This is a genomic window from Pseudomonas sp. AM4(2022) (assembly GCF_036346515.1).
GTDB lineage: Bacteria > Pseudomonadota > Gammaproteobacteria > Pseudomonadales > Pseudomonadaceae > Aquipseudomonas > Aquipseudomonas paracarnis.
The window spans coordinates 268,721-291,075 of record NZ_JAOTNW010000002.1 but is presented as its reverse complement, the minus strand read 5'-3'; the positions used below and the strand labels follow the sequence as shown (position 1 = coordinate 291,075).

At 60.1% G+C, this 22,355-nt stretch carries 23 protein-coding genes; 16 read left to right on the top strand and 7 right to left on the bottom strand.

Annotated elements, in window-relative coordinates; genetic code table 11:
- The first annotated feature begins 43 nt into the window (after nt 1-43).
- Both ODQ19_RS03680 and ODQ19_RS03675 read left to right on the top strand, forming a co-directional pair.
- Nucleotides 44-289 (top strand): GlsB/YeaQ/YmgE family stress response membrane protein, encoded by a 246-nt coding sequence (locus tag ODQ19_RS03680; protein WP_005792540.1) that lies wholly within the window; start codon nt 44-46, stop codon nt 287-289.
- Nucleotides 290-366: 77 nt separating this feature from the next.
- The gene (locus tag ODQ19_RS03675; protein ID WP_057701925.1) at nt 367-903 is read left to right on the top strand and encodes a DUF3299 domain-containing protein; all 537 of its coding nucleotides are present in this window, start codon (nt 367-369) and stop codon (nt 901-903) included.
- A gap of 114 nt (nt 904-1,017) precedes the next feature.
- On the opposite strand, the gene ODQ19_RS03670 is transcribed toward ODQ19_RS03675, so the two are convergent.
- Nucleotides 1,018-1,917 carry a D-hexose-6-phosphate mutarotase gene (locus ODQ19_RS03670; RefSeq protein ID WP_330209355.1) on the bottom strand — a complete coding sequence of 300 codons (900 nt, stop codon included), beginning with the start codon at nt 1,915-1,917 and terminating at the stop codon, nt 1,018-1,020.
- A gap of 58 nt (nt 1,918-1,975) precedes the next feature.
- Entirely contained in the window at nt 1,976-2,380 is a 405-nt protein-coding gene (locus tag ODQ19_RS03665) for an acyl-CoA thioesterase (protein WP_003176975.1), read from the bottom strand.
- Nucleotides 2,381-2,786: 406 nt separating this feature from the next.
- Between ODQ19_RS03665 and ODQ19_RS03660 the strand changes: the two genes are divergently transcribed.
- The 9 genes from ODQ19_RS03660 to ODQ19_RS03615 all read left to right on the top strand — a co-directional run bounded on the left by ODQ19_RS03660 (nt 2,787) and on the right by ODQ19_RS03615 (nt 13,213).
- A complete protein-coding gene (locus tag ODQ19_RS03660; protein WP_330209354.1) occupies nt 2,787-4,076 on the top strand; it encodes an MFS transporter in 1,290 nt (429 codons plus the stop codon).
- Between the two features lie 259 nt (nt 4,077-4,335).
- Entirely contained in the window at nt 4,336-5,322 is a 987-nt protein-coding gene (locus tag ODQ19_RS03655) for a phosphate ABC transporter substrate-binding protein PstS (RefSeq protein ID WP_003195633.1), read from the top strand.
- Nucleotides 5,323-5,808: 486 nt separating this feature from the next.
- Nucleotides 5,809-7,842: an ABC transporter permease subunit gene (locus ODQ19_RS03645; RefSeq protein ID WP_330209436.1), complete on the top strand. Its 2,034-nt coding sequence runs from the start codon at nt 5,809-5,811 to the stop codon at nt 7,840-7,842.
- Nucleotides 7,843-7,857: 15 nt separating this feature from the next.
- Entirely contained in the window at nt 7,858-9,528 is a 1,671-nt protein-coding gene (gene pstA / locus ODQ19_RS03640) for a phosphate ABC transporter permease PstA (protein ID WP_034129126.1), read from the top strand.
- Nucleotides 9,529-9,665: 137 nt separating this feature from the next.
- Nucleotides 9,666-10,499 carry a phosphate ABC transporter ATP-binding protein PstB gene (gene pstB, locus ODQ19_RS03635; protein WP_003195626.1) on the top strand — a complete coding sequence of 278 codons (834 nt, stop codon included), beginning with the start codon at nt 9,666-9,668 and terminating at the stop codon, nt 10,497-10,499.
- Between the two features lie 70 nt (nt 10,500-10,569).
- Entirely contained in the window at nt 10,570-11,331 is a 762-nt protein-coding gene (phoU, locus tag ODQ19_RS03630; RefSeq protein WP_003195624.1) for a phosphate signaling complex protein PhoU, read from the top strand.
- A gap of 168 nt (nt 11,332-11,499) precedes the next feature.
- Nucleotides 11,500-12,399: a response regulator gene (locus tag ODQ19_RS03625; protein WP_116668509.1), complete on the top strand. Its 900-nt coding sequence runs from the start codon at nt 11,500-11,502 to the stop codon at nt 12,397-12,399.
- Between the two features lie 186 nt (nt 12,400-12,585).
- The gene (locus ODQ19_RS03620) at nt 12,586-12,909 is read left to right on the top strand and encodes a type II toxin-antitoxin system RelE/ParE family toxin (RefSeq protein WP_330209353.1); all 324 of its coding nucleotides are present in this window, start codon (nt 12,586-12,588) and stop codon (nt 12,907-12,909) included.
- A 4-nt stretch (nt 12,910-12,913) separates the two neighbouring features.
- Nucleotides 12,914-13,213: a helix-turn-helix domain-containing protein gene (locus ODQ19_RS03615; protein WP_116668510.1), complete on the top strand. Its 300-nt coding sequence runs from the start codon at nt 12,914-12,916 to the stop codon at nt 13,211-13,213.
- 62 nt (nt 13,214-13,275) lie between these two features.
- On the opposite strand, the gene ODQ19_RS03610 is transcribed toward ODQ19_RS03615, so the two are convergent.
- The 3 genes from ODQ19_RS03610 to phoB form a co-directional block, all read right to left on the bottom strand.
- Nucleotides 13,276-14,616: a hemolysin family protein gene (locus ODQ19_RS03610; protein ID WP_003195620.1), complete on the bottom strand. Its 1,341-nt coding sequence runs from the start codon at nt 14,614-14,616 to the stop codon at nt 13,276-13,278.
- A 257-nt stretch (nt 14,617-14,873) separates the two neighbouring features.
- Nucleotides 14,874-16,160 carry a phosphate regulon sensor histidine kinase PhoR gene (gene phoR, locus ODQ19_RS03605; protein ID WP_330209435.1) on the bottom strand — a complete coding sequence of 429 codons (1,287 nt, stop codon included), beginning with the start codon at nt 16,158-16,160 and terminating at the stop codon, nt 14,874-14,876.
- A 95-nt stretch (nt 16,161-16,255) separates the two neighbouring features.
- A complete protein-coding gene (gene phoB, locus ODQ19_RS03600) occupies nt 16,256-16,945 on the bottom strand; it encodes a phosphate regulon transcriptional regulator PhoB (RefSeq protein ID WP_003195617.1) in 690 nt (229 codons plus the stop codon).
- 152 nt (nt 16,946-17,097) lie between these two features.
- Between phoB and ODQ19_RS03595 the strand changes: the two genes are divergently transcribed.
- Nucleotides 17,098-17,475 (top strand): COG4315 family predicted lipoprotein, encoded by a 378-nt coding sequence (locus tag ODQ19_RS03595; protein WP_330209352.1) that lies wholly within the window; start codon nt 17,098-17,100, stop codon nt 17,473-17,475.
- A 120-nt stretch (nt 17,476-17,595) separates the two neighbouring features.
- Here ODQ19_RS03595 and ubiA read toward each other — a convergent pair whose 3' ends face one another.
- Nucleotides 17,596-18,486, bottom strand: coding sequence for a 4-hydroxybenzoate octaprenyltransferase (gene ubiA / locus ODQ19_RS03590; RefSeq protein ID WP_169912812.1), 891 nt, complete (start codon nt 18,484-18,486; stop codon nt 17,596-17,598).
- Nucleotides 18,486-19,049 (bottom strand): chorismate--pyruvate lyase family protein, encoded by a 564-nt coding sequence (locus ODQ19_RS03585; RefSeq protein ID WP_330209351.1) that lies wholly within the window; start codon nt 19,047-19,049, stop codon nt 18,486-18,488. Before ODQ19_RS03585 ends, ubiA begins: the two co-directional genes overlap by 1 nt.
- A gap of 195 nt (nt 19,050-19,244) precedes the next feature.
- On the opposite strand from ODQ19_RS03585, the gene ODQ19_RS03580 reads away from it, so the two are divergent.
- From ODQ19_RS03580 to ODQ19_RS03565, 4 genes are all read left to right on the top strand, one after another.
- On the top strand, nt 19,245-19,412 hold the full coding sequence (locus tag ODQ19_RS03580) for a rubredoxin (RefSeq protein WP_014720509.1): 168 nt from the start codon (nt 19,245-19,247) through the stop codon (nt 19,410-19,412).
- Nucleotides 19,413-19,448: 36 nt separating this feature from the next.
- Entirely contained in the window at nt 19,449-20,597 is a 1,149-nt protein-coding gene (locus ODQ19_RS03575) for an NAD(P)/FAD-dependent oxidoreductase (protein ID WP_116668515.1), read from the top strand.
- Nucleotides 20,598-20,787: 190 nt separating this feature from the next.
- Nucleotides 20,788-21,063: an HU family DNA-binding protein gene (locus tag ODQ19_RS03570; RefSeq protein ID WP_003195589.1), complete on the top strand. Its 276-nt coding sequence runs from the start codon at nt 20,788-20,790 to the stop codon at nt 21,061-21,063.
- Between the two features lie 275 nt (nt 21,064-21,338).
- Nucleotides 21,339-22,301 carry a type III secretion effector protein gene (locus tag ODQ19_RS03565; protein ID WP_330209350.1) on the top strand — a complete coding sequence of 321 codons (963 nt, stop codon included), beginning with the start codon at nt 21,339-21,341 and terminating at the stop codon, nt 22,299-22,301.
- The last annotated feature ends 54 nt before the right edge of the window (nt 22,302-22,355 follow it).

Sequence of the window (22,355 nt, the reverse complement as noted above, 5' to 3'; positions counted from 1 at the left end):
GACTAGGCTTTGGCATGACTCATACCAATCAGAGGGAAATGCCATGGGTATCATCGGAACCATCTTTATCGGCTTGATCGTCGGCCTGCTGGCGCGCTTCCTCAAGCCTGGCGACGACAGCATGGGCTGGATCATGACCATCCTGCTGGGTATCGCCGGTTCCCTGGCCGCGACCTACGGCGGTCAGGCCCTGGGGATCTACCAGGCAGGCCAGGGCGCAGGTTTCATCGGCGCGCTGGTGGGTGCCATCGTGTTGCTGGTGATCTACGGCCTGATCAAAAAGAAGTAATCAGCCGACAAAGTCCTCTGCGCTGCGCAGGCGCAGAGGGCTAGAATGCTCGGCACTTGTATTTCCCGAGCCTCTCCATGCGCCGTCTTCTATTAACGCTTCTTCTGCTGGGCTCTGGCCTGGCGCACGCTGGCGAACTGCCGGAAACCGACTGGCTCGACCTGATGCCGCTGTCGGATCAGAAAGCCCTCGAGGCCATGCCCGAGATCGATCACAACTCCCCCGAAGCCCAAGGCACGTTCACCGACAAGGGTGGCTTGAAGCAGAGCAAGGGCCTGCCTGCGGTGATGTATTCCACCAAGACCGTAGCGGCCATGAACGGCAAGAATATCCGCATTGGCGGCTATCCGGTGCCGCTTGAAACGGACGCCAAGGGCCGCAGCACGTTGTTCTTCCTGGTGCCTTACCCGGGCGCGTGTATCCATGTTCCGCCACCGCCGCCCAACCAACTGGTGCTGGTGCGCTATCCCAAGGGGCTGAAGCTGGATGATATCTACACGCCGCTGTGGGTCACGGGCACGTTAAAGGTGGAGAAGGTCAATAACGACTTGGCGGATGCCGCGTATGCGCTGGAGGCCGGGAAGGTGCGGGTGGTGCAGGAATCCGATCTGTAGGAGCGAGCTTGCTCGCGAAAAACGTCAACGATAACGCGTGTTTCCTGAATAAACGCGGCGCCTATGGGTTTTTCGCGAGCAAGCTCGCTCCTACAGCTATTAGGGCTTGCTCCTCTACAGGACGATCGCGGTGATGCTCACGCCCAGAGTGTGGCTTTCACCGGCCGCCAGGCTCACCACATCATCCAACACATTCGCCGTCTCGATGCACAACATGCCCTGCCAGCCGTCATCGGCCATGTCATCAAGCGCTTTGGCCCGTTCGGTCCACGGGTTCCAGATCACGGTGGACTTGGAGCCTTCGCTGGTAAGTTGGACGCGGCGCTGCCAGTCTTTATCGACAATGCTCAACTGCGCCGGTGTATCCAGGTAGATGCGATCCGTTTCGCCAGTGAAGTGCAGCAAGCCGGATTGCTGCTTCTCGGTCCACCCATCAGCAGTATCGATATAGGCCAAGCCATCCACCCCCTCGACCTGCACGTTGCGCACGTCGCTCACAGCGAAATAGGTGTGCAGTGCCTGGCTGAAGGTCACGGTGTCGGTGCCGCGGTTGTGGCTGGTGAGGCGGATATGCAGTTGGTCATCCAGCAGCAGGCTCAACTTCAAGTCGACCTCATGGGGCCAGCCGGGGAAGCCGCCTGCAGGAACCGGCAGCACCAGCTCGATGCGCAGGGCTTCACCCTCGATTGCTGTTTCGGCCAACTCCCAAATCGCGGTACGCACAAAACCGTGGGCGCCGGCAGGCTGGTCGCTCTGGCGCATGGCTTTGACGCTTTGCGGGTTGCGGTCGAACACCCCGAACCACGGCCAGCACACCGGTACGCCAGTACGAATGCCTTTGCCCTGCTTGAACACGGCCTCAGGGTTCGGCCAGATCAGCGGCTGTTCGCCCTCGCGCTGGTAACTGAAGATATGCGCACCCTGTTGGGCCACCATCAACTCGGCGCCGTTGTGGCGGATGCGCCAGCAGTCCAGCTCGTCGACTTTTACCGTCTCAACGTGGGGCGTAGGCATAACAAAGCTCTCTTAGTGGCAGGCAATGGGGCAATTGACCGTCAAAACCCGGCGAGGTTTAACGCGCCCGTGACGGTACCGAGCGCGTGCGGCCGCTGCCATCGATGGCGACGAACACAAATACGGCTTCGGTCACCTTGCGCCATTCGCTGGACAACGGATCGTCGCTCCACACTTCGACCATCATCTGGATCGAGCTGCGGCCGATTTCCAGGGCCTGGGTATAGAAGGAAAGCTGCGCGCCCACGGCCACCGGCACCAGGAACGCCATGCGATCGATGGCCACGGTGGCCACGCGCCCACCGGCGACCTTGCTGGCCATTGCCGTGCCGGCCAGGTCCATCTGCGCGACCAGCCAGCCGCCGAAGATATCGCCAAAGCCGTTGGTTTCACGCGGAAGCGCGGTGATTTGCAGGGCGAGATCGCCTTGCGGGATAGGATCTTCTTGTTCGAGTTCGATCATGCCGAGGGTGCCTCTGACCCGTGACGCTTCATGGGTATTTCAAGTGGATAGCCGTCTTCTTAGAAAAACGTTTCAGCACCAACATACACCGCTCGATGCGTTTCTCGTAAGGCGAACTAAAGGGAAACTCTGCCAAATCGGCTGGGTGGCACCCAACAACGTTTTGGCACAGCAGCCCCTCAAGACAGCGGGTCTGGCGCTTGCACCGGCGAGTATATCGAGACCCTGGCGCCACGACGACCTCCCGACGCTCATTTGGTCGGTAAATAGACGCTGTATCGGGGCTTTTGCGCGCAACTGTGCTCCTGGCGCTGTGCTTTTTCAGGCGATTTGCTATCTTGCCAAACCCGCCGCAAGTCACGGGCGTGCAGTCCTTTACGATGATTACTATAAGAGAAGCCTTGCCATGTCCTCCGTGCCCGCAAGCAGTGCGCAACCCTCGCGCCCGCTGACCCGCAACGACTACAAAACCCTGTCGCTGTCTGCCTTGGGTGGAGCGCTGGAGTTCTACGACTTCATCATCTTTGTGTTTTTCGCCACCGTGGTCGGGAAACTGTTCTTCCCCGTCGACATGCCCGAATGGCTGCGCATGATGCAGACCTTCGGTATCTTCGCGGCCGGCTACCTGGCGCGCCCGTTGGGCGGCATCATCATGGCGCACTTCGGCGACCTGCTGGGCCGTAAGAAGATGTTCACCTTGAGCATCTTCATGATGGCCGTGCCGACCCTGATCATGGGCCTGCTGCCGACGTACGCACAGATCGGCCTGTGGGCGCCGCTGCTGCTGTTGTTGATGCGCGTGATCCAGGGCGCGGCGATTGGTGGCGAAGTGCCGGGCGCCTGGGTGTTCGTCTCCGAACATGTCCCGCCCCGCCACATCGGCTATGCCTGCGGCACCCTGACCAGCGGCCTCACCGCCGGTATTCTGCTGGGCTCGTTGGTGGCTACCGCTATCAATAGCGCCTATACACCGGAACAGGTCTCTGATTACGCCTGGCGGATTCCTTTCCTGCTCGGCGGCGTATTCGGCCTGCTGTCGGTGTACCTGCGTCGTTGGCTGCATGAAACCCCGATCTTCGCCGAGATGCAGCAACGCAAGAGCCTGGCCGCTGAGCTGCCCTTGCGCGCCGTGTTGCGCGATCACCGTGGCGCCATTGTGCTGTCGATGCTACTGACCTGGCTGCTGTCGGCCGGCGTGGTGGTCGTCATCCTGATGACCCCGACCGTGCTGCAAACCATCTACCACTTCAGCCCTACGGTTGCGCTGCAAGCTAACAGCCTGGCCATCGTGACTCTGAGCCTGGGGTGCATCGCCTCGGGTGCCCTGGCCGACCGTTTTGGCGCCGGCCGCGTGCTGGTTACCGGTTGTGCTCTGCTGCTGGCGACTTCCTGGACGCTGTATCACAGCCTGATGGCCCACCCGGACTGGTTGTTCCCGCTGTACGCCTTGACTGGCCTGTTTGTCGGTACCATCGGCGTGGTGCCCTACGTAATGGTCAAGGCCTTCCCGCCGGTGGTGCGTTTCAGTGGCCTGTCGTTCTCCTACAACGTCGCCTATGCCGTGTTCGGTGGGCTGACGCCCTTGGCGGTGTCGCTGCTGATGAAGGAGAGCCCGATGGGCCCGGCTTACTATGTGGCCGTCCTATGCGTGATGGGGATGCTGGTAGGTGGGTATCTGTGGAAACGCGGCCGCTAAAGCCAGCCTGATCCACTGTGGCGAGGGAGCTTGCTCCCGCGGGGTCGCGAAGCGGCCCTTAAAGATGGGACTGCTGCGCAGTCCAACGGGAGCAAGCTCCCTCGCCACAAGGAACGTGTCTGTTCCGTTTTTACTTCGCATACCCTCGCTTCCCGATAGTGGCCTTTCATCTAATTGTCATATTTCAGACATAGAGTGTTCACACGGCCTGCCGATACTTGGCCCCGATCCAATTATCCCTATCTGCTAGGAGCAAGGCATGAAACTGAAACGTTTGATGGCGGCAATGACTTTTGTCGCTGCTGGCGTTGCGACCGCCAACGCGGTGGCCGCTGGTGTTGATCCGGCAATCCCGGCGTACGTCAAGACCACTGGTGTGTCGGGTAACCTGTCCAGCGTCGGCTCCGACACCCTGGCTAACCTGATGACTTTGTGGGCTGAGGGTTACAAAAAGGAATACCCGAACGTCAACATCCAGATTCAAGCTGCCGGCTCCGCCACCGCGCCACCTGCGCTGACTGAAGGCACCTCCAACCTGGGCCCGATGAGCCGCAAGATGAAGGACACGGAACTTGCGGCCTTTGAGCAGAAGTACGGCTACAAGCCAACCGCTATCCCGGTTGCCGTGGATGCCTTGGCGGTGTTTGTGCACAAGGACAACCCGATCCAGCACCTGACCATGGAACAGGTCGATGCGATCTTCTCGTCGACGCGTCTGTGCGGCGCCAAGGCCGATGTGAAAACCTGGGGCGACCTGGGCGTGACCGGCGACCTGGCCAACAAGCCAGTGCAACTGTTCGGGCGTAACTCGGTATCCGGCACCTACGGCTACTTCAAGGAAGAAGCCCTGTGCAAAGGCGACTACAAGCCAAACGTGAACGAACAACCGGGCTCGGCTTCGGTCGTGCAGTCGATCAGCTCCTCGCTGAACGGCATCGGTTACTCGGGCATCGGCTACAAGACCGCCAGCGTGAAGACCGTGCCACTGGCCAAGAAAGGCAGCACTGACTACATCGAAGACTCCGAAGAAAACGCCCTGAACGGCAAATACCCGCTGTCGCGTTTCCTCTACGTGTATGTCAACAAAGCCCCGAACAAGCCTCTGGCGCCGCTGGAAGCTGAGTTCGTGAAACTGGTGCTGTCCAAGCAGGGCCAGGAAGTGGTGGTCAAAGACGGCTACATCCCACTGCCAGCCAAAGTCGCCGCCAAGGCCCTGGCTGACCTGGGCCTGAAAGAAGGCAACTAAGCCTGCGATACCCGGTGTAATACCGGGCCCCTGTGGGAGCGGGCTTGCTCGCGAAGGCGTCGTGTCAGTCGCCAGATGTGTTGAACGACACACCGCTTTCGCGAGCAAGCCCGCTCCCACACAAGCCCGGTTACATCCCTAATTTTTTATCCGCTGCCAGCCCTGCTTCGCGGCGGATTTGTTGCGTCACTGCACTGTCATCTTTCTGTCATACAGGATCGCTAGGGTGTGCGCATGAATGATCTGGCCAATTCCACCATGACGACAACTTCCCCTCCCAAGCGCATTGATTTCAATACGCCTGAGCTGCAACGCAAGCGCCGCATCCGCGCGCTTAAGGATCGCTTCACCCGTTGGTATGTGCTGGTCGGCGGCCTCGCCGTGCTGGCCGCCATTACCCTGATCTTCTTCTTTCTCGCCTACGTGGTCGCGCCGCTGTTCCAGGGCGCCTCGTTGACCAAGGAAGACGCGTTGACGCCCGCCTGGATGCAGGACGCCGGCAAGCCGTTGATGATCTCCCTCGAAGAACAGAACCAGGTCGCCATGCGGGTTTCCGACAAGGGCCAGGCGCTGTTCTTCGCCGTGGACACCGGCGCCGAGCTCAAGCGTGTTGACCTGCCGATTCCGGCCGGTACCAGCGTTGCTTCCATTGGGGAAGACCAGCCGGGCAGCCCGCTGGTGATCCTCGGCTTGTCCAATGGCCAGGCTTTGGTGTTCCGCCACACCTATAAGGTGTCGTACCCGGACGGCAAGAAGACCATCACCCCGGCGATCGAATACCCCTACGGCGAAACGCCGATCGTGCTGGATGACGCCGGCCGCCCGCTGGAACACGTTGCGCTCAACGCCACCGACACCTCCCTGGTGGTGGCCGGTTCCGCCGGTTCGCACTTGAACGTGCTGACCCTGAGCCGTGAAGAAAACATGATGACCGGTGAAGTCACCAGCGAGCAGAAGCGTGTCGAGCTGCCGCAGATGACCGAGCCGGTGAAGGCGATCTTCATCGACCCACGCCAGCAGTGGCTGTATGTGATCAACGGCCGTGCCCTGGCCGACGTGTTCAGCCTGCGCGACAAGAGCCTCAACGGGCGCTACAAACTGCTGGAAGACGCCGACACGGAGATCACCGCCAGCACCCAGTTGGTTGGTGGTATCTCGCTGATCCTGGGTAACTCCAAAGGCGGCCTGGCCCAGTGGTTCATGGCCCGTGACCCGGATGGCGAACAGCGTCTGAAGCAGATCCGCACCTTCCAGATGGGCACTGCGCCCATCGTCGAGATCAGCGCTGAAGAGCGCCGCAAAGGCTTCACCGCCCTGGATGCTGCTGGCCAGTTCGGCGTGTTCCACAGCACCGCCCACCGCACCTTGCTGGTGGACCCGGTGGTCGATGGCGAGGGCCTGTTCGGCATGTCGCCACGGGCCAACCGTGTGATCGTCGAGGCGGGTGGCAAGCTGCAACCGCTGTTGCTCGATAACCCGCACCCGGAAGTGTCGTGGAGCGCGTTGTGGAGCAAGGTCTGGTACGAAAACTACGACGAGCCTAAATACGTCTGGCAGTCCACGGCCGCCAACACTGATTTTGAACCCAAGATGAGCCTGGCCCCGTTGACCTTCGGTACCTTGAAGGCCGCGTTCTACGCCATGTTGCTGGCGGCGCCACTGGCGGTTGCCGCAGCGATCTACACCGCTTACTTCATGGCGCCGAGCCTGCGCCGCAAGGTCAAGCCGGTGATCGAGCTGATGGAAGCCATGCCGACGGTGATCCTCGGCTTCTTCGCCGGCCTGTTCCTGGCGCCGTATGTGGAAGGCCACCTGCCGGGCATTTTCAGCCTGTTGATGCTGTTGCCGATTGGCATCCTGGTGGCTGGCTTTGTCTTCAGCCGCTTGCCTGAGTCGATCCGTCTGCGCGTTCCCGATGGTTGGGAAAGCGCGATCCTGATCCCGGTGATCCTGTTCGTGGGCTGGCTCTCGCTGTACATGAGCCCGTACCTGGAAACCTGGTTCTTCGGCGGTGACATGCGCATGTGGATCTCCCACGATCTAGGCATTACCTACGACCAGCGCAACGCGTTGGTGGTCGGCCTGGCCATGGGTTTTGCGGTAATCCCGAACATTTACTCCATCGCTGAAGACGCCGTGTTCAGCGTGCCACGCGGCCTGACCCTGGGCTCCCTGGCCTTGGGCGCCACGCCGTGGCAGACCATGACCCGCGTGGTCATCCTCACCGCCAGCCCGGGCATCTTCTCGGCGCTGATGATCGGCATGGGCCGCGCTGTGGGCGAGACCATGATCGTGCTGATGGCCACCGGTAACACCCCGGTGATGGAGATGAACCTGTTCGAGGGCCTGCGCACCCTGGCGGCCAACGTTGCAGTGGAGATGCCCGAGTCGGAAGTGGGCGGCAGTCATTACCGCGTGCTGTTCCTCTCGGCGCTGGTGCTGCTGTTGTTCACCTTCATCATGAACACCCTCGCCGAGCTGATTCGTCAGCGTCTGCGCAAGAAATACTCGTCGCTTTAAGAAAGGTAGAAGTCTGTGAAACAGAACTCCCTGAATGGATGGTTCAAGAGCGGCGCCCCAGGCGTCTGGATCAGCGGTGGCGCGGTGTCCATCGCGGTCATCATGACCATTGGTTTGCTGGCGGTGATTGCGGTGCGGGGCCTGGGCCATTTCTGGCCGGCCGACCTGATCCAGGCCAACTACAACGTGCCAGGCCAGGCCAACCACATCGTCATCGGCGAAGTGGTGCAGAAAGAAGAAGTGCCGCGTGAGCGCCTGAAAAGCGCAGGCCTGCCGGTACCGGACCAAGGCCCGGAATTCATGACCCGCGAGCTGATCAAGGTTGGCAACCGCGACCTGAACGGCAACGACTTCACCTGGATTGTCGGTGAGTGGCTGAAGGACCAGACCAAGCCTGCGAACCTGATGGCCATCGAGCGTCGTGAGTGGGGCAACTTCTACGGCACCCTGGTCAACGTCAAGCAGGACGGCAAGGTGATTGCCGAAGGCGAGGCTGCGTGGCCGGAGCTGCAAGCCCGAGTGGACCGCGTGAACAAGCTGGCCGCTCAGCTCAAGAGCCTGGAAAAAACCGATATTGGCGCGATCAACGCAGGGCTGGAGCGCATCCGCCTGCACGGTCGCAAGCTGGAATTGGAAGGCAAGCTCGACGCCGCCGCCCAGGCTGACATGGACGCCGACCGCGCCGAGCTGAACGCCCGCTACCAGGACATCGAAGCGCGCCTGGCCGACCTGCATGCACAGTTCAACCGCGACGCTCTGACGGCGCGTGACGGCAACGGCAAGGAAGTGGAAATCGGCATCGGCAAAGTGGTGCACGCCTACCAGCCGAACGCCATGGGCACGATGACCAAGATCGGTTTCTACTTCAGCAAGGTCTGGGAATTCCTCAGCGATGACCCACGGGAAGCCAACACCGAAGGCGGGATCTTCCCGGCCATCTTCGGCACCGTGATGATGACCTTGATCATGGCAATGATCGTGACCCCGTTTGGCGTACTGGCCGCGGTGTACCTGCGTGAATACGCCAAGCAGAACACATTGACGCGCATCATCCGCATCGCCGTGAACAACCTGGCCGGTGTACCGGCTATCGTCTACGGCGTGTTCGGCCTGGGTTTCTTCGTGTATGTATTGGGGGGCTCGGTCGACCGTCTGTTCTTCGCTGAAGCCCTGCCGGCGCCGACCTTCGGTACGCCGGGGCTGCTCTGGGCCTCGCTGACCCTGGCGCTGCTGGCGGTGCCGGTGGTGATCGTGGCCACCGAAGAGGGCTTGGCGCGCATTCCCCGCACCGTGCGTGAAGGCTCCCTGGCACTCGGCGCGACCAAGGCGGAAACGCTGTGGAAGATCGTACTGCCGATGGCCAGCCCGGCAATGATGACCGGCATGATCCTCGCCGTGGCGCGTGCCGCCGGTGAGGTGGCACCGCTGATGCTGGTGGGTGTGGTGAAGCTGGCTCCGTCGCTGCCGCTGGATGGCAACTACCCGTACCTGCACCTGGACCAGAAGATCATGCACCTGGGCTTCCATATTTATGACGTCGGCTTCCAGAGCCCCAACGTCGAAGCCGCACGGCCGTTGGTGTACGCCACCGCCTTGCTGCTGGTACTGGTGATCGCCACGCTCAACCTGTCGGCGGTGTGGATTCGTAACCACCTGCGCGAGAAGTACAAGGCGTTGGACAGTTAATTGAAGTGAACGCGAATTAAATGTGGGAGCGGGCTTGCTCGCGAAAGCGGTGTGTCATTCAACACACCTGGCGACTGATACGACGCCTTCGCGAGCAAGCCCGCTCCCACACAAATTGGTAGCACAGGGAGCATCCCATGCAACACGAAACCCAATCCCACGGCATCAACATGTCTGCCCTGGGTCGCGACAAGCAGAGCCTGAGCCTGGCCCAGGAAACCGTGGCCATCGAAGTCCCTGGCCTGAGCCTGTACTACGGCGACAAGCAGGCGCTGTTCGATGTCAGCATGAACATCCCCAAGCAACGCGTGACCGCCTTCATCGGCCCGTCGGGCTGCGGCAAGTCCACGTTGCTGCGTACCTTCAACCGCATGAATGACCTGGTGGACGGTTGCCGTGTGGAAGGCGCGATCAACCTCTACGGCACCAATATCTACCGCAAGGGCGAAGACGTTGCCGAGTTGCGTCGCCGCGTGGGCATGGTGTTCCAGAAGCCCAACCCGTTCCCCAAGACCATCTACGAAAACGTGGTCTACGGCCTGCGTATCCAGGGCATTAACAAGAAACGCATCCTCGACGAAGCGGTTGAGTGGGCGCTCAAGGGCGCGGCATTGTGGGACGAGGTCAAGGACCGCCTGCACGAATCGGCACTCGGCTTGTCCGGCGGCCAGCAGCAGCGCCTGGTGATCGCCCGTACCATCGCCGTAGAGCCGGAAGTGTTGCTGCTCGACGAACCGTGCTCGGCCCTCGACCCGATCTCCACCTTGAAAGTCGAAGAGCTGATCTACGAGCTCAAGTCCAAGTTCACCATCGTCATCGTGACCCACAACATGCAACAGGCGGCACGGGTTTCCGACTACACCGCGTTCATGTACATGGGCAAGCTGGTGGAGTTTGGCGATACCGACACCCTGTTCACCAATCCGGCGAAGAAGCAGACCGAAGACTACATCACCGGTCGCTACGGCTAGGAAGCTGTGGTTCTGATTGCACTGACGCTGCGGTTCTCCGCACCTTACCGGACGCTCCAAGGACGCCAACATGATTAGCAAAGAAGGCCTTACCCACCACATCTCCGCGCAGTTCAATGCCGAGCTTGAGGAAGTGCGCAGCCACCTCCTGGCGATGGGCGGGCTGGTGGAGAAGCAAGTCAACGATGCGGTCACCGCGCTGATCGAGGCCGACTCGGGCCTGGCCCAGCAGGTGCGCGAGATTGATGAGCAGATCAATCAGATGGAACGCAATATCGACGAAGAGTGCCTGCGTATTCTTGCCCGTCGCCAGCCGGCGGCCTCGGACCTGCGTTTGATCATCAGCATTTCCAAGTCGGTGATCGACCTGGAGCGCATCGGTGACGAAGCCACCAAGATTGCCCGCCGCGCCATCCAGCTGTGCGAAGAGGGTGAAGCCCCGCGTGGCTACGTGGAAGTGCGTCATATCGGCGATCAGGTACGCAACATGGTGCGCGATGCCCTCGACGCCTTCGCCCGCTTTGACGCCGAACTGGCGTTATCGGTGGCGCAGTACGACAAGATCATCGACCGCGAATACAAGACTGCGCTACGCGAGTTGGCCACCTACATGATGGAAGACCCGCGCTCGATCTCGCGGGTCTTGAACATTATCTGGGTGCTGCGTTCCCTGGAGCGTATCGGCGACCATGCGCGCAATATCTCGGAGTTGGTGATTTATCTGGTGCGCGGCACCGACGTGCGGCACATGGGCCTCAAGCGCATGAAGGCCGAAGTTGAAGGCACTGCTGATCTAATCCCTAATGTTTCGGGCGAATCTGACGATAAGTAAGGTTGCCCGAGAAATTCACGCCCGGCCTCTGGCCGGGCGTTTTCGTTTGTGGCATCTGAATTTTTTGCACAGCAGGCGCCATAAAGTCCTTCTGTGACCCGCGAGTTTTGGCAAAATGCCATCAGTCAGGCGTTTTGCATGCCGACGTTTTTATAGGATGAAGGGTCGATGAGTAAAGTCAGTGTGTTGGTGGTGGATGACGCCTCGTTTATTCGCGACCTGGTGAAGAAGTGCCTGCGCAATTACTTCCCCGGAATCAAGATCGAAGACGCGGTGAACGGCAAAAAGGCGCAATCCATCCTCATGCGCGAAACCTTCGACTTGGTGCTGTGTGACTGGGAAATGCCGGAAATGTCCGGCATTGAGCTGTTGACCTGGTGCCGCGAGCAAGCGCACCTGAAGGCCATGCCGTTCGTCATGGTGACCAGCCGTGGCGACAAGGAAAACGTTGTGCAGGCGATCCAGGCGGGCGTTTCCGGCTACGTCAGCAAGCCATTCACCAACGAGCAGTTGCTGAACAAGGTCAAGCAGGCCCTGCACAAGATCGGTCGCCTCGATGCGCTGATTGCCAGCGCGCCGACCAAGATGAACTCAGCCTTTGGCAACGACTCCTTGAGCGCCCTGACCGGCGGCAAACCCGAAGCGGTCAAGCCAGCGTCGGTGGCGGCGCCCAGCAAAGGCCTGCTCAACACCCCGCCAGTCAAGGCCCCCGCAGCAGCGGCGCCGGCTGGCAGTCGCGGTCAGGGCCAGTTGCGCCTCGCAAGCGGCACCCAGCAATGCGTGATCAAGGCCCTGAGCATCAAGGAAGCGTTGCTGGTGGTAAAGCGTGGCGAGGTCCTGCCTCAGGTGCTGGAAAGCGCCGTGCTCGACCTTGAACAGGGCGACAACGCCGAAGTCGCACGGCTCAACGGCTACCTGCACGCCATCGTCGCCTACGAGCCCAAGCCCGACAGCGACTGGTTGCAGCTGACCTTCCGCTTTATCGACCAGGATGCGCAGAAGCTGGACTACATTTCCCGCCTGATCGCCCGTGGCACGGCGCAGAAGCATTTTGTGCCGGGTGCCTGATGGCCTGAATCAAGCAACCGACCGGTTGTCTGATTCCTGCTGGATGGCTTGATTTATATCTGTTCCGATATAGGCTCTCGATAACGCTTCAGTGTTGTCGAGCCTTTGCTATGCCTTGAAACAAAGCTGCACCGCCTTTGGTTGAGTCGTCGATTACGCTTTTTCTTTCCAGGAAAGGAGAAATCAATGCCAAGGCACAAGGATGTGGTGTTTCTAGGAAGCTCGCTCAAGGATCTCAAGGATTTTCCTCTCGACGCCCGAAGGGCAGCCGGTTTTCAGTTGGATCTGTTGCAACAGGGTGAGCAGCCCTTCGATTGCAAGCCGATGAAAACGATCGGAAGGGTCGTCAATGAGATTCGGATCACTGAAGAGTCGGGAGCGTTTCGAGTGTTCTACGTGGTCAATCGGCCGGAAGCTGTCTATGTGCTGCACGCGTTGCGCAAGACCACACGGAAAACCGAAGGGCGGGATATCGAATTGGCGCGTGCCAGATTGCAGGAGTTAGGTTAAGCCCATGACAAATCAAAAGTTGCATACCGAACGTTTCAACTCTGTGTGGGATGCTCTGGAGGACACGCCAGCGCAAGCCGCCAATATGCGCCTACGCTCAAAGCTGCTGTTGGAGTTGTGCAACACCATTCGTAGCTGGGAGCTGTCCCAGAAGGATGCGGCACTAAGGCTGGGTATCAGCCAGCCTCGCTTGAACGACGTACTCAACGGCAAGATCGACAAGTGTTCTCTTGATGCGCTAGTCAATCTGTCGGCCGCGGCGCGGATGAATGTGGATATCTGTTTCAACGCGCTGCCTGCGTGACGATCGTTTAGGTCGTCACGACGCTCGGGATATTGCCCTATTTTGCATTGGGCAATCGAAAGTCAGTCCAGCAGCAAGACCTTGGCCAGTACTATCTTCGGCCCTTTCATCTTCTTGATGATGATCCGCAAGCCTTCCACTTCCAGCACTTCCTCTTCTTCCGGCACGCGCTTGAGCGTGTCGTAGATCAGGCCGGCCAGGGTTTCGGCTTCGATGTGGTCCAGGTCGACGCCCAACAGGCGTTCCACCTTGAACAACGGCGTGTCGCCACGCACCAACAGTTTGCCGGGCTGGTAGGCGAGGATGCCGCGCTCGGCCTTGCGGTGTTCGTCCTGGATATCGCCTACCAATACTTCCAGCACGTCTTCCATGGTCAGGTAGCCGATGATCTTGCCGTCGGCCTCTTCCACCAGGGCGAAGTGCGCGCCGCCTTTGCGGAACTGCTCCAGCAGTTGCGACAGCGGCATATGCCGCGATACGCGTTCCAGCGGGCGGGTCAATTCGGCCAGGTTGAACGATTCGGGGATATGGTCCAGGGCCGCCAGTTCCAGCAGCAAATCCTTGATGTGCAGCAAGCCGACAAACTCGTTGCGCACCGCGTCATACACTGGGTACCGGCTGAATTTGTGGCGGCGGAACAGCGCGAGTATTTCCTTGAGCGGGGCGTTGAAGTCCAGGGTCACCAGGTCTTCCCGGGAGTTGGCCCAGTCCACTACTTCCAGCTCGCCCATTTCCACGGCGGAGGCCAGTACGCGCATGCCTTGGTCGCTGGGGTCCTGGCCTCGGCTGGAGTGCAGGATCAGCTTGAGTTCTTCGCGGCTGTAATGGTGCTCATGGTGGGGGCCAGGCTCGCCTTGGCCAGCGATGCGCAGAATGGCGTTCGCACTGGCGTTGAGCAGGTAGATGGCCGGGTACATCGCCCAGTAGAACAGGTACAGCGGCACGGCCGTCCACAGCGACAGCAGCTCGGGTTTGCGAATCGCCCAGGATTTGGGGGCCAGTTCACCGACCACGATGTGCAGGTAGGAAATCACGAAGAAGGCGGCAAAGAACGACACGCCCTTGATCACTTCCGGCGACTGCACGCCGACCGCGCCCAGCATCGGCTCGAGAATATGCGCAAAGGCCGGTTCACCGACCCAGCCCAGGCCCAGGGACGCCAGGGTGATACCCAGCTGGCAAGCCGACAGGTAGGCGTCGAGCTGGCTGTGCACGGTACGCAGGATCTGCCCGCGCCAGCCGTTCTTATGGGCGATGGCCTCGACGCGGGTGGCGCGCAATTTGACCATGGCAAATTCCGCCGCAACGAAGAAACCGTTGAGCAGTACCAGGATCAGTGCAAAAAGAATCATGCCGAAATCGGCGAAGAGTGTCGCGAGGGTGATGCCAGGGGAAGGGTCCATGATGGGGTTTTGCAGGTTCCGTGTGTTCAATAAGGGGTGACAGGTGGGCCTGAAAGGCAGGCACAAGTCGGCCAATGTAGCGGCTGACGGGGCGCTTGCCTAGTGCCCGCTGCCGGGCGGGGCTGCAAAGTCGTGTCGCAGAGCCCGTGTGGGAGCTGGCTTGCCTGCGATGGCGGCCTGCCTGCTACCGATGATTTGGCTGACCCGCCGCCATCGCAGGCAAGCCAGCTCCCACATTAGGCCGTGCTCACTTCAACTTAATTATCGGCCTCGACCGCTCGCTCACGGGTCACCTGCGCCGGCGGAAAATGGCAGGTAAAGGTACTGCCATGTCCCAGCACGCTGCTGATTTCCAAACGGGCCCGATGGCGCAGCAGCACATGCTTGACGATGGCCAGGCCCAGCCCGGTGCCGCCGGTGTTGGAGTTGCGGCTGGAGTCGACACGGTAGAAGCGCTCGGTCAGGCGCGGCAGGTGCTTGGCGTCGATACCGATACCCGAATCCTGCACACTCAGGTGCGCGCCGTGCTCGTCGGCCCACCAGCGAATGCGGATATTGCCCTTGTCCTGGGTGTACTTCACCGCGTTGAACACCAGGTTGGAGAAGGCGCTGCGCAATTCGCCTTCGCTGCCCTTGAGCAATACGGTTGGGTCGGCCTCCAGCGTGATCTGCTGCCCGCGTTCGCCCGAGAGCGCCTGGGCATCGTTCTTGATCGTCTGCAACAGGCTCTGCACCGCCACGGGGTGGTTGTCCGAGGGGTAGTCCGTGGCTTCAAGCTTGGCCAGCAACAGCAGGTCGTTAAGCAGGGTTTGCATGCGTGAGCCTTGCTGCTGCATCTGCTGCAGGGCGCGGCTCCAGCGCGGGTTGATCTCGTCGACATTGTCCAGCAACGTCTCCAGGTAGCCGCAGATCACCGTCAACGGCGTGCGCAGCTCGTGGGAGACGTTGGCGACGAAGTCTTTGCGCATCTGTTCCAGCTGATGGATGCGTGTCACATCGCGCACCAGCATCAAGTGCTCGTTGTTGCCGTAGCGGGTCAGGTACAGCTGGATGCGCACGCGGTCGTTGGTGGGCGAGGGGATTTCCAGGGCTTCTTCGTAGTTGTCCTGCTCGAAGTACTCCTTGAAGCGCGGGTGACGCACCAGGTTGGTCACCGGCTGGCCGCTGTCCTGGGGCGTCTTGAGGCCCAGCAGGGTCTCGGCGGCACGGTTCCACCACTCCAGGTTGCCGTCGCTGTCTAGCATGATCACCGCGTCCTTGAGCGCGGCGGTGGACTCCTGCACCCGGTCGATCACCGCTTGCAGGCGCCCGCGTACCCGTTGGTCGCGGCGTTGCAGGTGGTAGATGCTGTCGAACACCTCGCCCCACAGGCCGTAGCCATCGGGGGGTGCTTCATCGGGTTTGTGCTGGCGCAGCCATTCATGCAGGCGCAGCAACTGCTTGAGGGTCCAGCCCAGGTACAAGGCAATGCCCACGGCCAGGCTCCAGCCGTAGTAGCCGCTGACCAGCCCCACCAACAGGCAGCCGGTGACCAGCAAGAGCATGTGGCGGATCAGGGTGCCATGCCAGTTTTGGTTCACTTGAACATGCGTCCTTGTCAGCTGTTTAAGTCAGGCGATTAAGTCACGAAACGGCTGGCTCAGCCTTTGGTAGAAAACCGATAGCCGGTACCGCGCACGGTTTGTACCAGATTCTCGTACGCATCGCCCAAGGCTTTGCGCAGGCGGCGGATATGCACATCCACCGTGCGCTCTTCCACATAGACGTTGCCGCCCCACACCTGGTCGAGCAGTTGGCCACGGGTGTAGGCACGCTCCTGGTGGGTCATGAAGAACTGCAGCAGGCGGTATTCGGTCGGTCCCATCTCGGCAGGCTTGCCGTCGATGGTCACGCGGTGGCTGATCGGGTCCAGGATCAAGCCGTCGACTTCGATAGGCGCTTCGCCATCGGTCGGGCCGGCGCGGCGCAGCACGGCTTTGAGGCGCGCCACCAGTTCCCGTGGGGAAAACGGCTTGGTGATGTAGTCATCGGCGCCGACTTCCAGGCCCTGGATCTTGTTGTCCTCTTCGCCCTTGGCGGTGAGCATGATGATCGGGATATCCCCGGTCAACTCGTCACGCTTGAGACGGCGGGCCAACTCGATGCCCGAGGTGCCGGGCAGCATCCAGTCGAGCAGGATCAGGTCCGGCTTGCGGTCGACGATAATGGCGTGGGCCTGCTGGGAGTTCTCCGCCTCCAGGCAGTCATAGCCGGCCATTTCCAACGCGACGGCGATCATTTCGCGAATGGGCGCTTCGTCGTCAACGATCAGAATGCTCCTGCCAACCATGCTCAATCCTCTTGTCATTTAACTGTCTTGCGCCGCATTAGATAACGGAATTATTGCAGTCGTGTGACAGTAATTTAGTCGCTTGGGCAATTAACGGCACTCTGGACTACCCTTTGGGTCCGAATCCTGACAACCACAAAAGGAAGGTTCCGATGACTTACAGCACTGTTTCCTGGAAAGCCCTGCTGGTATCTGCGGTGTTGACGCTGCCAGGCCTGGCGTTTGCGGCAGAGCCGGCGATGACCCAAGACGGGATATTGGTGGATCACAAGGGCATGACGCTCTACACCTTCGACAAGGACGCTGATGGCAAATCAGCGTGCAAGGACCAGTGCGCGACCAACTGGCCACCGCTGAAAGCAGAATCCACCGACACCAAGACCGGCGATTGGACGGTGATCACCCGCGACGACCAGACCAGCCAGTGGGCCTACAAAGGCAAGCCTGTCTACACCTACAAGGACGACAAGAAAGCCGGTGACAAGACGGGTGATGGCAAGGGTAGCGTCTGGCACATCATCAAACCCTGACAACGCGGAGGCTGTGAGACTTTCGCGAGCAAGCCCGCTCCCACATTCTGATGTGCGAATACAGTCAAATGTGGGAGCGGGCTTGCCCGCGATGGCGTCCCAACAGTCACCACAAAATCTTCAGCGAACCGCGTAATCCACCACAATCCCGACAAAAATCGCCAACCCTGCCCAGTGGTTGTGCAAGAACGCCTTGAAGCACTTCATGCGGTCCCTGTCCCGTGTGTACCAGAACTCCCAGGCAAAACAGCCCGCTGCCGCCAGCAGCCCCAGGTGGAACCACCCGCCCAGCTCGAACCGCGCGCCGGCCAGCAACAGACACGCCAGCGCCAGGCCTTGCAACGTGAGGATGATCACGCGGTCGGCATCGCCAAATAGAATGGCGGTGGATTTCACCCCGATCTTCAAGTCGTCATCGCGGTCGGTCATGGCGTAATAGGTGTCGTAGCCCACCGTCCACAACAGGTTGGCGATGTACAGCAGCCACGCCGTGGCAGGCAAATGGCCGGTCTCGGCGGTAAACGCCATCGGCATGCCCCAGGAAAACGCCGCGCCCAGCACCACTTGGGGGTAATAGGTGTAGCGCTTCATGAATGGGTAACTTGCCGCCAGCGCCAGGCCGCCCAGGGAGAGCAGGATGGTGCTGGCGTTGGTCAGCAGCACCAGCAGGAAACTGATGCCCATCAGCACAGCAAAAAAAACCAGCGCTTCTTTCGAACTGATCTTGCCGCTCACCAGCGGGCGTTGCTCGGTGCGTTTCACATGGCCATCGACCTTGCGGTCGGCCCAGTCATTGATCACGCAGCCGCCGGCCCGGGTGAGCACCACGCCCAGCACGAAAATCACGATATTGGTCAGCGACGGCGAACCCTTGCCGGCGATCCACAGCGCCCACAGTGTCGGCCACAGCAGCAGGTAGATGCCGATGGGCTTGTCCATGCGCGTCAACTGAATGAAATCCCAGGCCCTGGGGTTCAGGCGGTTCAAGGACTTGAGCAGACGTTGGTACATCAGCAGTTCTCCGGATGATCATGCAGCGCGTGCCAGAAACTCGGCAGGAAGACTTCCGCCACCAGCACGCTCAGCGCCCCGCGGTCGAAGCGCGAGCGGCGCGCCCACAGATTATCGGCCTGGTCCGCTGTCGGCAGCCAGGCACGAGGGTAGTGACACACTTCAATGGCCTGACGGGTAAAGGCGCGGTCGCAGAACAGCAACTCGCCCAGCGAACGGCTGCCCAGCTCGTCCATGTGCAGCCCATCGCCCTGCAAGGCACTGCGGGCCGCCACGCTGCGGGCGAACACCCAAGGCTGGCCGTGCCCGCGCAAATACACCTCGCGTACCCAACCGATACTAGCCGGCGGCAGGTCCAGGGCGGCGCATTCATCGTCGCGCAACGGTTGCCAGCCTTCGAACAGCGGCGTCACGCTGAAACCCTCGTTGGACAGCCACGTCAGGCGTCGCGTCAGCGAGCCTTCGTCAAACAGCCAGTTAAGGGTCAAGGGCTTGGGCAAGGGGCTCAGAAGGCTCTGGGTCAGCCATTGGCAAGCATCGGGGAGGGCGATTGAGTGCGGCACGGTGAGTCAGTATTGGCAGCAAAAGAGGCGGCGAGCTTACCATGACGTCCTGATATTTTACCGTGCCAAACAGGCCGTTTGCGTCGAACATGCTTGCATCTGCCGGCCCCGATCAGTACAAAACGCCCTGAGCCGCGCGGCAACGCTGGATCCACCGACCGCCGGCCAACACGCCTGAACCTGAGGAAGCACGTAATGAAGAAGTGGCAATGTATCGTCTGTGGCCTTATTTACAACGAAGCGGACGGTTGGCCGGATGACGGCATTGCACCAGGCACTCTGTGGCAAGACGTCCCGGAAGACTGGCTGTGCCCGGATTGCGGCGTGGGTAAGTCGGACTTCGAAATGATCGAAATCGCGTAATCCCGAATTTAAGAAACGTACTACAAGGAGAAAGGAATGAACGCACCTGTCGTGATCATCGGCACAGGATTGGCCGGTTACAACGTCGCCCGGGAGTTTCGCAAGCTCGACAGCGAGACCCCGTTGCTGCTGATCACTGCCGATGACGGACGCTCCTACTCCAAGCCCATGCTCTCCACCGGCTTTGGCAAGAACAAGGAAGCCGATGGCCTGAGCATGGCCGAACCCGGCGCCATGGCCGAGCAACTCAAGGCCCAGGTGCGCACCCATACCCGTATCAGCGGCATCGACCCAGGCCACAAGCGCCTGTGGATCGGCGAGGAAGCGGTGACCTATCGCGACCTGGTCCTGGCCTGGGGCGCAGAAACCGTGCGTGTACCGGTCGAAGGCGATGCGGCTGAGCTGATTTTCCCGATCAACGACCTGGAAGACTATGCGCGCTTTCGCGCTGCCGCTGCCGGCAAACGGCGGGTGCTGCTGCTTGGCGCTGGCCTGATCGGCTGTGAGTTTGCCAATGATCTGATCCTGGGCGGCTATGAAATCGATCTGGTCGCACCTTGTGAGCAAGTCATGCCGACCCTGCTGCACCCGGCGGCAGCCGCAGCGGTGCAAGCCGGGCTGGAAGGCATCGGCGCGCGTTTCCACCTGGGCCCGGTGCTCAATCGCCTGCAACGCACGGCTGATGGCCTTGAAGCGCACCTGTCGGACGGTGAGGTGATCCACTGTGACCTGGTGGTGTCCGCCATTGGCCTGCGCCCGCGTGTAGACCTGGCCGCAGCGGCCGGCCTGCAAATCAACCGCGGGATCATGGTGGACCGCCATCTCAAGACCTCCCACGCCAACATCTACGCCTTGGGCGACTGCGCCGAGGTCGATGGCCTGAACCTGTTGTACGTGATGCCATTGATGAGCTGCGCCCGTGCCCTGGCGCAAACCTTGGCCGGCAATGCCACGGCGGTGAGCTATGGGCCTATGCCGATCACGGTGAAAACCCCGGTCTGCCCGCTGGTGGTATCACCTGCGCCGCGAGGCACCGAAGGTGTGTGGAGCGTCGAAGGGCAGGGTGCCGACATCAAGGCCCTGTGCCGCGATGCCAGCGGCCACCTGCTGGGTTATGCACTGACCGGCAGCGCTGTCATGGAAAAACTGGCGCTGAACAAAGAACTTCCGCCGTTACTGGCGTAAATACCACCCGTTCTGTCGCAAACATCACGTTCATACCCCGAGAAAGGCCGCCGCGAGACTGGCGCGGCGCCCGAGGGCATGCCATCCTCACTCCCGTCTGCCGCAGAGTAGAGCCTGCGGCGCCTTGGCGCTGCTCCACCAGAGAGCAGCACGGACATAACAACAAAAAACCGTCAAAGAGGCTTCACATATGCGTAAACCAGATCTCGCAGCCGCCATCGCTGAAAAAGCCGATCTCACCAAAGAACAGGCCAACCGCGTCCTCAACGCCGTCCTTGAAGAAATCACCGGCGCCCTGCACCGCAAGGACAGCGTCACCCTGGTCGGCTTCGGCACCTTCCTGCAACGCCACCGCGGCGCCCGCACCGGCAAAAACCCGCAAACCGGTGAGCCAGTGAAAATCAAGGCGAGCAACACCGTAGCGTTCAAGCCGGGCAAGTCGCTCAAAGACAGCGTTAACCCGTAAGTTAAGCGGTACCGTCTCGAAGGGAGGCGGGGCGGTAAAGAAGATGGGCACGCCGACGGGGTCGGGTGCCCATTTTTGTTGGGCGTTAGAAGCGTTTCCGGTGGAATAACAGTAGTTGCCCCTTGCTTAGGTATTAATCAATACAGTAGCGACTATTTGAATCACTGTTTTATGGTTTGTGTTTTTTACTTCACTGTGGAACTCCATCTGTACGAGAAGACACATATAACGCGAGACAGCAGGGAGCGGCTCTAACTAATTTTAGAGGTGTATATATGAAAATTGATCAGCCTTTTGTTCCATCGACCCTATTAACCCAAGAGAAAAAAGTGGAGGCGAATGCTCCCTCGGCTTCGAGTAATGCGCACACAGCAGCAGGTAGTTCAAACGATAAACTGTATGACAGCCAAGGGAGTATGCGCGCTCAATACCCGCAAGCAAGCCCTGAAGAGCTCGTGAATCGAAATAAGCGTGCTGCGGTAAGATTTAATCCGCCAAAAGTCGGCGTCAAACTCAAGCCTCCAAAACCTAAGACTCCCGCGCCCAGCAAGCCAAAACCTGCCAAGCCGAAGGGACCTACTCCAAAGCCAGCGGGCGGATCGAACGGCCCAGGGGGGGCACTTAATATTGGAAATAACATTGCCAGCTTGCAGCAAAGTAATGCCTTTCCGCCGGTTTCTCCTTCAGCGGCCACGACTGTGCGTAATGCTTTTTTAACTGCGGGCACTAACAACTTGGTCAATAGCCCCTTCACTGTGGGGCAGCAAATGGCGTCGAGCGTCCTCCAAGAGAGAATCGACACTCATTCTAAAATGCCTGGCGCAGAAGTAAATAAGCCAGACGGCACTAAGGGCACCGTAGACCCTGCTGCGTCGCCAGAGCAAAAAATGCAGGCGCGCCTCACGGGCGCTGAATTAAATACCGAGACATTGACCAACACCATCATTTTGATCAACGAAGGCCCAGACGCGGCCGCTGTAGGAGTTAGCCCCAACGCGCCAACGGATACGCAAGGGCGCCTGACTAACCTTGAGAAGAGAATGGGTGCGATAGAAGGGCACATGCCAGATATTGCTAAGCGCTACGGGCTTGTCTACACACCGTATGTGGCGCCTGAGTCATCGGAGGCACCGACTGACACATCGCGTATGGAAAATATAGAAAAGCGCTATGCGTATATGAACAAGATGATCAAAAAACTGGTTGCGGCTAAACAGATTGAAGTAGACGCTGACTAGGTTTTTAAAGGTAAGGGGGGCAGGGGACAGATTTATTCAATTCATTTGATCGTC